7 protein-coding genes and 1 pseudogene are annotated in these 10177 nt (G+C 52.6%); 6 read left to right on the forward strand and 2 right to left on the reverse strand.

The genetic code is table 11. From position 1 onward, the window contains the following. Nucleotides 1-102 precede the first annotated feature (102 nt). Nucleotides 103-990: a LysR family transcriptional regulator gene (locus tag ACR0FE_RS21075; protein ID WP_480915073.1), complete on the reverse strand. Its 888-nt coding sequence runs from the start codon at nt 988-990 to the stop codon at nt 103-105. A gap of 144 nt (nt 991-1134) precedes the next feature. Between ACR0FE_RS21075 and ACR0FE_RS21080 the strand changes: the two genes are divergently transcribed. From ACR0FE_RS21080 to ACR0FE_RS21105, 6 genes and pseudogenes are all read left to right on the forward strand, one after another. After that, nucleotides 1135-1983, forward strand: coding sequence for a TauD/TfdA family dioxygenase (locus ACR0FE_RS21080; RefSeq protein WP_170808432.1), 849 nt, complete (start codon nt 1135-1137; stop codon nt 1981-1983). Between the two features lie 135 nt (nt 1984-2118). After that, nucleotides 2119-2427 (forward strand): annotated as a pseudogene (locus ACR0FE_RS21085) (alcohol dehydrogenase catalytic domain-containing protein); the annotation flags it as partial. A 3-nt stretch (nt 2428-2430) separates the two neighbouring features. Next, nucleotides 2431-3072, forward strand: coding sequence for a zinc-binding dehydrogenase (locus ACR0FE_RS21090; RefSeq protein ID WP_480915080.1), 642 nt, complete (start codon nt 2431-2433; stop codon nt 3070-3072). An 810-nt stretch (nt 3073-3882) separates the two neighbouring features. Then, the gene (locus tag ACR0FE_RS21095; RefSeq protein WP_480814016.1) at nt 3883-6177 is read left to right on the forward strand and encodes a rhodanese-like domain-containing protein; all 2295 of its coding nucleotides are present in this window, start codon (nt 3883-3885) and stop codon (nt 6175-6177) included. A gap of 244 nt (nt 6178-6421) precedes the next feature. Continuing rightward, entirely contained in the window at nt 6422-7042 is a 621-nt protein-coding gene (locus ACR0FE_RS21100; protein WP_170617505.1) for a DUF1326 domain-containing protein, read from the forward strand. 28 nt (nt 7043-7070) lie between these two features. After that, nucleotides 7071-7841 (forward strand): DUF2182 domain-containing protein, encoded by a 771-nt coding sequence (locus ACR0FE_RS21105; protein WP_480915075.1) that lies wholly within the window; start codon nt 7071-7073, stop codon nt 7839-7841. A gap of 259 nt (nt 7842-8100) precedes the next feature. Here the strand turns inward: ACR0FE_RS21105 and ACR0FE_RS21110 are convergent, their stop codons facing one another. Then, nucleotides 8101-9867 (reverse strand): adenylate/guanylate cyclase domain-containing protein, encoded by a 1767-nt coding sequence (locus tag ACR0FE_RS21110; protein ID WP_480915077.1) that lies wholly within the window; start codon nt 9865-9867, stop codon nt 8101-8103. Nucleotides 9868-10177 lie beyond the last annotated feature (310 nt).

The raw sequence follows: 10177 nt of genomic DNA on the forward strand, positions 1-10177 counted from the left end.
GCGGCAATCAGGTTTGGCGTTAGAGACTGGCCAAAACTGATTTCCAGTCTCGGTTATTTAAGTGGCAAAAATTTTCTTGTGGATACCTGCTGGAGTGCGAGCTCACAAATATACCAGCTGGTTTTCTACTGCTTCCAATAGTGCCGTCTTAACTGCGTCGATCATTTTAGTGCGAGGTGAGGCTCTCATATTCGCCAGGCCAACAATGCGCTTAGGTCCGTTCTGTTCAAGGGGAATACTTTTGAGCCGCAAGTGGTCATATGCAGCTAAGCGGCTGTCTGGTATGATTGATACGCCAAGTTCAGCCGCCACCATACTTGAGATTGCTTCAAGGCTCTCTAGTTCCATGGCGTCTTTGACTTCAATGCCCTTTCTTTGCAGCCAAGTCTCGATTTGCCTTCCTACAACCGCATCACGCGTAAAACGAATAAACGGTGACGCACCAAGCAGTTCTTTCGGAGGTAAATCTGGGGTGTTTTCCGAGACAAGCAGGACCAATTCTTCGGATACAATTTCAGAGAATTCCAACGTGTTTGGCAGAACATCTGGTCGGGAAATGATCGCCGCTTGAATCTGCCCGCGATCTAACTGTAGCAAAAGCTGATTGGTCAAACCTGGAACAATTCTTACACGGATATCCGGATGCACGGACTTTAGCTTCGCTAGCGCAATTGGCACCAATCCAGTCAGAGTTGTTGGAACGGCCCCCAAAGTTATTTCACCAGAGAGTTCGTTGTTCGACCTCACCCTTTCCGCCAAACCGTCATATGCGGCCACCACCGCTGCAGCCTCTTCGGCGAACGTTAGCCCGGCATGAGTCAGTTTGGGTGATTTGGCCGATCGGTCAAATAAAACGAGCCCCAACGTGACCTCCAGATTCCGCATCTGGTGACTGACCGCCGACGGAGTTAGATGCTCCGCCTCTGAGGCGGCACTGAAGCTACCATGTCGATGAACTGCGATTAGAGTTCGTAGTGACCGAATGCTCATATCGATAACCTCACTACCGCCTAAACCGTGATCGATATGTGAAAGTTTTTCACTGATTAGTCAAAGAATTTTCGTTTTTGTTCATTTTTGTTGATGTGTATCTTGCGCATGGCATGCCCAAGGAAACCGAACCCTGAGGTGCTTATGGTTGCTCCCAAATCCAACGCTTATACTTCCATCGTTGCCAAACCCTTCGCTCCAAACCTTGGGGCTGAGATTTATGGAGTCGATCTAAGCCGGCCTGTTCCTGACAACCAGTTCGCAGAGATCTGCAGCGCTTTTCACACCTATCAAGTTCTGTTTTTCAAAGAGCAGAAAGAAATTCCGCCTGCGCAGCACATTGAATTTGGGAAACGCTTTGGACCGCTTCATGCGCACCCCGCAGCCCCAACAATGGAAGGATATCCAGAGATTTTCGAAATCCATGCAACCAAGAATTCCAAGGTAGCAAACGGTGAGTTCTGGCACTCTGACGTCTCTTGCGACGAGACGCCTCCTCTTGGAACTATGCTTCAAATCCATATCGCCCCTCCCTGCGGCGGGGACACTATGTTCAGTGATATGTATGCGGCCTACGACGATCTTTCTGAACCGATAAAAGATATGATCAACGGCTTGTCTGCGCTTCATAGCTCAGAGCATATCTATAAAGGCCGCTATAGCGACCGGGGACAAAAAGACAGCGATATTGATTGTCCCGAAGCAGTTCATCCGATTGTTAGAACTCATCCGGAAACGGGCCGGAAATCGCTATTTGTGAACCGAACATTTACGACAAAGATTGTGGGCTTGTCGGATAAGGAAAGCGATGCGATCCTCGATATGCTTTTCGAGCATGCGGAACAAATCAACTATCAAATCCGGTTCAGGTGGTCGCTTTACGACATGGCCTTTTGGGACAACCGGTGCTGTATGCATCGTGCTATCTGGGACTATTGGCCCGCAGAGCGTAAAGGGCGACGTGTGACCGTGAAAGGCGATAGACCTGTTTAGTCTCGACCAAACCGAATTGCTCGATCAAAGAAACCAAATCTTTAGGAGCGCTAAGTGCGAGCTGCAGTCGTAAGAGAATTTTGTGAAGACCTTTCGATTGAGACGGTCCCGGATCCAACCTGCCCAGACAATGGAGTGGTCCTGGAGGTCGCTGCCTGTGGCGTATGCCGCTCGGATTTCCATGGATGGTCTGGTGCACACCCCAAAGTTCAAAATGGCTCCATCTTAGGGCACGAATACTGTGGAACTGTGGTAGAGGCAGGGCCTCAAGCGAAGCACAAAGTTGGTGACCGCCTCATAGCGCCATTCATCTTGGGCTGCGGCAGCTGCAACGCTTGTCAAACAGGCGTATCAAACACTTGTGCTAACCAAATCGTTCCTGGATTTGGAACGCCAGGTGCCTACGCTGAATACGTTGCAGTGCCTTTTGACCACAACTTGGTTCACTTGCCAGAAACGCTGTCCCCTGCCTTGGCGGCAGGGCTCGGGTGTCGTGTCACCACTGCTTGGCATGCTTTGACAGACCGTGCAGATGTCGCAGCTGGTGAATGGGTGGCTGTACACGGAACCGGAGGGATTGGCTTGTCCGTTCTTCTATTGGCAAAAATGCTTGGATGCCGAGTTGTCGTAGTGGATGTGGTTGAAGAGAAGCTTGAGCATGCAAAGCTCAACGGCGCGGACGCAACAGTAAATGCAAGCAAAGAAGACGCCGCAGCAGCGATCCGAGATATCACGGATGGAGGAGCACAGGTTTCCATAGAAGCGCTGGGTATCGAAACAACGACGAACGCATCCGTAGAGTGTCTCGCTATCCTTGGTCGACACGTGCAAATTGGTATGCCGTCGGGCGACGGCCAGATGCAGGTGAACATGCGTGCAATCTATTCCAAACAACTCTCGTTTTTTGGCACTCGTGGTATGCCTTCATGGAAATACCCCCGCCTTCTAGGAATGATCGAACGTGGCGAAGTGGATATCCAGCCAATGGTCGCCAGAGAAATCCGATTGGAAGAGGCCAGCAATGAACTTCGCGCAATGAATGGACCGACTTCCCCAGGAACCGCTGTTATCACAAGGTTTCAGCCGTGATCGGCCCAAACGCCTTATAGGTTTTTTAAACAGTCATTCCCTCTATCATTGTGCGTCCCTATGCAAATTCAGTTATTCGCGCAATCTGGCTGTTCCGGGTAACGCAATGAACGTCTGCTTTTGGCTCCAGGCGGTCATTCGTGTATTAGGCTTGAGCGACCGCTTTGACGCCATCGACTCCATAGGCCCCGCCACCCGCCAGCACCGGCGACCGCCCGTCAGCCCCAGGAACGACTCGTCAACGGTCCAGTCCTACGGATGCCGTCAGCACCAGTGAGCGGTCTCGGGTCTCTCTATCCTCCGGTTTTTATTCATTACTTATACCTATTCCCCACCCCCATAGTACCCCTGCTAGTGGTTAGGAAAGAGGAGGAGACAAGGGGAGTCAGAACACCCGAAACCACTGGGGCATAAACGGGTACCACGGGTATCGAACTAACGATGTTCCAATCAACTGGCTGGGGTGGTAGGAAACCTTGCCGACCGATGAAACCAATGAGCTTTTCCGACCGGTGGCCGGAACTGGGGCGATTTTGGGGGGCATTTAGCGGAGCTAAGCGATAGGCGGCACGAGGACGAAGGACGAGTGAGCGCGGGGAGTTTAGAGGGTGAACATCGGGCATTCTATTAAGCGAAGTAGACGGGCGGAATGGAGCATCAACGGGTCAGCATGGGCAATTAGAGCCGCTGGCAGCCCCATTTTACAGTGGCGACAGGCGCTGGCGGGGCCAATGACGGTTGAATGCGATAAACAGGCCTAAAGTCGAATTTCATTTCATTTTCTGCTATCCTCAAACTCGGAGGATTAGCATGGAGCGTAGGATTGCTGCCATTCTCGCCGCCGACATGGTTGCGTACTCGCGCCTGATGGAGGCCGACGAGACAGGTACCATTGAGCGACAAAAACGACACCGGATCGAACTCATCGACCCCAAGATAGACACCCATAAAGGTCATATAATAAAACTAACGGGGGACGGAATGATTGCCGAGTTCCCCAGTGTCGTAGAGGCAGTTCACTGTGCGGTTTCGATTCAAGAAGCCATGAAAACCCGAGAAGAGCATGTCCCTGAAGATCGCAAGATCCGCTATCGAGTTGCGGTCAACCTTGGCGATGTAGTCTTCGACGAGGGGGATATCTACGGAGACGGTGTCAACATCGCGGCTCGGCTGGAAGAATTGGCCGCACCGGGAGGAGTGGTCGTATCCGGCACAGCCTACGATCACCTCAAAGCGAACGTGGAAGTTGGTTATGAAGATCTAGGAGAAAAGAGAGTAAAAAACATATCCACTCCTGTCAGGGTGTATCGGGTGGTGCCGGGCGGGAAGCCGCTTGTTTCAAGCTCTGGAAATTTTCCAATCAAGGTAGGCATTTCAATGTCTGCGATCATCCTCTTGCTTGCACTAATGATTTGGCGACCATGGAAACCGGAATTCGATCCTGCCTCAGTTGATCAGATGGCCCTTCCTCTGCCGGACAAGCCTTCACTCGTGGTACTTCCGTTCGACGATTTTAGTGACAATCCAGAACACGCATTTTTTGCAGACGGGATCACCGAAGACCTGATCACGGACTTGAGCAAGCTGTCTGGCATTTTCGTAATTTCACGAAATTCAAGTTGGACATACAAAGACAAGGCCGTGAAATCCCAGCAGGTCGCTGAAGAATTGGGGGTACAATACATCCTTGAAGGGAGCCTGCGCAGAGCAGGAGATCAAGTCCGTGTAAATGCACAGTTGATCGATGCCTTGAGCGGTCATCATATTTGGGCCGACCGATATGACAGTGATGTTCAGCAGGTTTTTGAACTTCAGGACAAGGTCCTAGAAGAAATAACATCTGCATTGGCGGTTCAATTGACAGCCAAAGAAAAACAGGAGTTTGGAACAACAGAAACTGAACATCCTGAAGCGTATGACTCGCTGCTGTACGGCCTTGAACTTCTGCGCAGTGGCAATTCTGATGACACCTTGAGCGCGATTTCCAGATTTGAAGACGCGATCGCAATCGATCCCGATTACCACAGGGCTTATGCTGCCTTAGCTGCGGCCCATTGGCGAATTGTTCAGAGTGTCTGGTTTCTGGCCATGAGTGGCGGGTTTGAACGGTCTTGGAAAGAAGTGGAAAGAAGCCTTGAAAAAGCGATGGAGGAACCATCGGCTTTAGCATATTCGGTTCAGGCAGAGATTCTTGTGGAGCAGGGCCGCCACGATGAGGCATATAAGGAATTAGATAAAGCGTTGGCTCTGGCGCCAAATGACCCTGACATACATCTCGTAAAAGCCAAGGTCCTTAACGCGACAGGGCGTGCGTCGGAAGCGGAAGCGGCGGTTCAGTATGCTTTGCGTTTTGACCCGCTTGAACCAACCCGCTATTTGCGCGAACTGGGTGTTTCCCAGCTTCACCAAAAAAAATATGAGGATGTCGTGGCAACGATGCGACGCGTGCTCAACCGCAATTCTGACATAGTGGCCGATATTACAACGTTAGTATCCGCGCTTGGTCACTTGGAGCGGCTAGAGGAAGTCCCTGATCTGGTAAAGCAGTACGACGCTCTTGCCCTGCCGTCGTTTTATGATCCCTTCACGGCTGAAGAAAGCCTTATCTGGTGGTACGGTGACATGTACGGTTACGACCCGGATTATCGCCGACATTTGTATGAGGGCGTTTTGAAAGCCGGGGTACCACCCAGCACTGGCAATGACATTGATTACGATGATGTCGCAGACCAAATGACACGTGATGAAGGTTTATATTACCCTGAATCAATCTCTCGTATTAATACTGAAGAAGCACATACTCTTTGGGAACAAGGCGCAGCGAAATTCGTCGATGTGCGCGCGAAGTTGGATTTTAATGCCGGGCATATACCCAATTCCTTCAACTTCTCGCTGTTAGTTGGTCTGTCACGAGACGCGCTTTTGGAAATAGCGGAACTTGATGACACTATGGTGTTCAGCTGCCATGGGCCACATTGCCCATATTCTGCGTATGCCGCAATAAAGGCCCACCTCTGGGGCTTTGAGGATTCTCGGTACTATGCCGGTGGGTATCCAGATTGGGTCGAGCAAGGCCTTCCAACGGCAATCGTTGAAAACGATTAGCTCGTCGCTCGCCAACTACCCCTTGGTTTCACCCTGAAAAATGCCAGAAACGTCGGCTGCGAGCTTCTGTTGGGCGTAGAGCAGACGTTCAGTTGGTACCGGTCGGAGTGCAGACGCCCAGCTAAATTGATGGCGTGTTCGCATTGAGCCCTGAGCAAGCACGAGTAGCCTTGTGGTTGATTGGTGAAACGCGGCCTTTATGCTAAAATTCGGCTGCGGAAAACGTGAGACGGGAGGAGAAGTCATGGCTTGGAATGTTTCGGGCGAGCTCGTCGAAACCTGCAGTTGCAACATGCTTTGCCCATGCTGGTTCGGACAAGCCGACCTTATGCTCATGGACCAGGGGTATTGCGCAACAACACTGTTGGTACGCATTCGCGAGGGCTCTCATGAAGGCGTGGACCTTTCCGGTCAGAACGCGATTGTCTCGTTTCATTTCCCCGGGCCGACCCTGTTCGACGCCAACGGCACCGGGCGAGTGTACATTGATGAAAACGCCAGCGATGCGCAGGTAGCGTCATTGGAGACCATCTTGCAGGGTGCGTCCGGCGGCGGCATGGAAGTACCAGCAAGCCTGTTGTCGACCTGGCTTCCGACCAAACGCGCCGGGATCAGCGTGACCGAGGCCGAAGGCGAACTAACGGCGAGTGTGGCTGGTGTGGGCGAGATGAAATCCCGCCGTCTGGTCAATGATCTCGGCAACAAGATGAAACTGCAGAACGCCGCGTTCAGCCTCGCCTTCGGGCATGAGGGGCATCAAGGTGATCTGGCCCCCAGTGACGGCACCACCTGGAACGACTCAGATATGCCCATGAGCTGGACAGGCCGGTCGGGTGTGGTTGGACAAGTCGCCTGGGCCGGCTGAGGCTGGGCCGGATCGTCAGGCTATTACAATGAATGCTTTAGGAGTTGCACAACGGGATCGGGCGCTGGTTCTGGCTGCGCTAGTTGCGCTCACGGCGCTGGCGTGGGCCTATACAATTTACCTCGGGCGTGGTTCGTCCCCGATGACGATGGCCAGCGACGTAACCATGCCGATGATGATGCAGTGGTCAGTCGCGGATTTTGTCTTCATGCTTATCATGTGGGCCGTGATGATGTTCGCGATGATGCTGCCTTCGGTTACACCCGCCGTAATGATCTACGAAAGAGTGCGCGCGAAACGGGAGGAGGCAGGGCGCCCCTTCGTGCCGACGGGCAGCTTCGTTGCAGGGTATCTGTTGGTTTGGCTGGGGTTCTCGCTGGCGGCGACTGTATTGAATTGGTGGCTGCACACGGGTGGCGCGCTTTCCTCCATGATGGGGAGGGTTGCGCCGACCGTGGGCGGCGTGATGTTGATATTCGCCGGGTTGTTCCAATGGACGCCACTCAAGAACGCTTGCCTAGAGCATTGCCGCTCGCCCATGAGTTTTCTGACGGCTCATTGGCACGAGGGAAACCTGGGTGCCGCGAAGATGGGGCTTCAGCACGGGGCCTACTGTCTTGGCTGCTGCTGGCTGCTGATGGTGCTGTTGTTTGTATTGGGCGTCATGAACCTGCCGTGGGTTGCCGTACTTACAATCGTGGTGTTGGCGGAAAAGACGTTGCCATTTGGGCGATTTCTGAGCCGAGGATTTGGCCTGGTATTGATTGTCTGGGGCGGGTGGTTGATCGCACTGACCTGAGGAAGGGTCGATAAATTCTCAAGCAGGTCGAATGCCACGACAGAGTGATATCCGAAACCTTACCGGACGGGCAATTTCAGTACGAGATAGAAACCCGCCTCGAGCCTAAATCTGACATCTCCACTCGCCACGATACTCCCGATAGCCGAGTTTTCGTTTTATCGCTTTACACGGGCAATGATTTTTTAAGACTAATGCGCTGATTTGAGTAAGCAGGCTAATTCAAATTTGCCAAGGACCTGAAATCCAAGTCTGGTGCTCAGTCCGGCAAGCCAGCTACACGAAGGGTTTGCATAAGGTGGTCGAGCGTTGACGGATCCTTGTAAGGCTGACTGCTTGCGTAGTCGGATAGGCAAAACGCCGGATCACTCCTCACGATATCGTGGGCGACGCGTTTCGCCTTGTCGTGAGCGGATGTAAGCTCGTAGTCGCTGCAGAGAATAATGCGAGCGTCATTGTTCTTTTGATTAAGCCGCAAGGACTCTTTCGCAGCGCGGATCGAGAGCGCAATGTTGCCGTTGTCTCGGTACGCGGCTGCGAGTACGTCGATTAGCCAGGCAGGATACACTTTCTCGAGCTGAAGGGCTTCTTTCACGCTCTGAACAGCGGACTGTGCGTCGCCGCAATAATTCAGCACGAGCCCCAGGAGAGCATGCGCCAACGGACAACTCGACCTAAGCTTCGCTCCGGTTTTACATAGCGTCAGCGCTTCTTCATATTTCCCGTTAAGAAGTAGAATATGCCCAAAGACAGCGTGACCGATGCCGTTGTTGTCTTCGTATTTTATTGCACTTTGCGCCCAATTGGCCGCCAGTTCCATGGATCTTGCTGCCGGCTCGGTCCACTTGAAAAAACCGTCCATCCAATGCGTTACGGAAACGTAGCTCGGACCCACCACTGAGTCGGGTTGTACGCGGTGAAGCTCTTCAAAAAAGCCGCGGGCAATTCCATTGTCCTCAGGGTTTAGCTCGTAAAAGTGACTGGCACCGCGGTAGTAACACTCGACCGCCTCAGGGCTGTTGAGTTTTTCGAACCAAATGCGATTTCGTTCATTCGTGGCCAACTTTATGTTCAGTGCAGCGATGATTTCCCGAGTGATTTCATCCTGAACTTTGAAGATATCATCCACAACTCGATCATAGCTTTGAGCAAAGATGATTTGCTCGATTTCTACGTCTGTAAGTTGCGCGGTGACCCGCACTCGATCACTAGCCTGTTGGACAGCGCCTTCGAGAATGTAGCGAGCGCCGAATTTGGCGCCCACCGATGATGCCGAGACATCTTTCCCGCGATAGGGATTAAGGGCCGGTGCATGAACAAGAAAAAGCCCGGAAAGCTGTGTTAGTGTGGCCGAGATACCGAACCGGATACCATCGGCAAGAAAGTCCTTTTCGGGATCAGAACACAGGCATTTGAAGGGTACAATCGCGATGCAAGGTCTTTCCGGAAGGTCGAATTCAAGCGTGCCTTTGTCGCGTGCGCCGGCATCCGTCTCGATCTCTTTGGTGGCAACACGGTACGCGCGCACTTGGCCTTCAATGTTCCTGAGAGTTTGCTCACCCACGAATTCGAACGGATAAGAGATCTTGCCAACAACCTGATCGTAAATCGTTCCGCTGATCATAATTCCCCCAGCTTCGGCCAGCTTCTCGAGCCGGGCCGCGACGTTAATTGCGTCGCCAAAGAGGTTGCCTCCCTCGACCATTACATCGCCGAGGTTGATGCCAATGCGAAAAAGCATAACGCGGTCTACTGGAAAGTGAGCGTTTCCAGTCTCGAGTCTCCGCTGAATTTCTATGGCGCAGCGCACGGCTTCCACGGGACTCGGGAATTCGGCGATTACACTGTCGCCCGCGGATCCAAAAACACGACCGCTGTAATTGGCAATGGATGCTTCAATGGTTTCACGGTGGACCAGGAGCGTTCGTAGCGTAGCTTCTTCGTCCGCATCCATCAGCCGGCTGTATCCTACTGCGTCTGCTGCAAGGATAGCCGCGAGCCGTCGCCGAACTTGGTCATCCGTCATAGCACCTGCTTCCCTAGGTCACAGAACTATGGCGCCATCTTACTTTTCCAGGGAACGAGAGTCCACTGACGCGTAAAGAAAGACGCGCATTAGGCAGGGCCCTGCGTACGGCCGGACTGTCCGAATTGCAGTCTCTCAAACCTTGCTCAGCGAATAGTCGAACCGAGCCCAACGCCGACGTCCACAATATGAAGATGAACTGACTTACTTTCGCCGAGAGGCTCTGTTGCACAAAACGCGTGAGGGATTCATCTTGTGAATCCAGTGTGGTAGCTGGGATGCATGAGCAGACCTACACCCCCAACCTACA

This window comes from Ruegeria sp. K7, assembly GCF_056531785.1.

What these genes read in the sequence shown, in the direction of transcription:
- ACR0FE_RS21075 (WP_480915073.1), bottom strand. Translation starts at nt 990, where the DNA reads ATGAGCATTCGGTCACTACGAACTCTAATCGCAGTTCATCGACATGGT.
- ACR0FE_RS21080 (WP_170808432.1), top strand. Translation starts at nt 1,135, where the DNA reads ATGGTTGCTCCCAAATCCAACGCTTATACTTCCATCGTTGCCAAACCC.
- ACR0FE_RS21095 (WP_480814016.1), top strand. Translation starts at nt 3,883, where the DNA reads ATGGAGCGTAGGATTGCTGCCATTCTCGCCGCCGACATGGTTGCGTAC.
- ACR0FE_RS21100 (WP_170617505.1), top strand. Translation starts at nt 6,422, where the DNA reads ATGGCTTGGAATGTTTCGGGCGAGCTCGTCGAAACCTGCAGTTGCAAC.
- ACR0FE_RS21105 (WP_480915075.1), top strand. Translation starts at nt 7,071, where the DNA reads ATGAATGCTTTAGGAGTTGCACAACGGGATCGGGCGCTGGTTCTGGCT.
- ACR0FE_RS21110 (WP_480915077.1), bottom strand. Translation starts at nt 9,867, where the DNA reads ATGACGGATGACCAAGTTCGGCGACGGCTCGCGGCTATCCTTGCAGCA.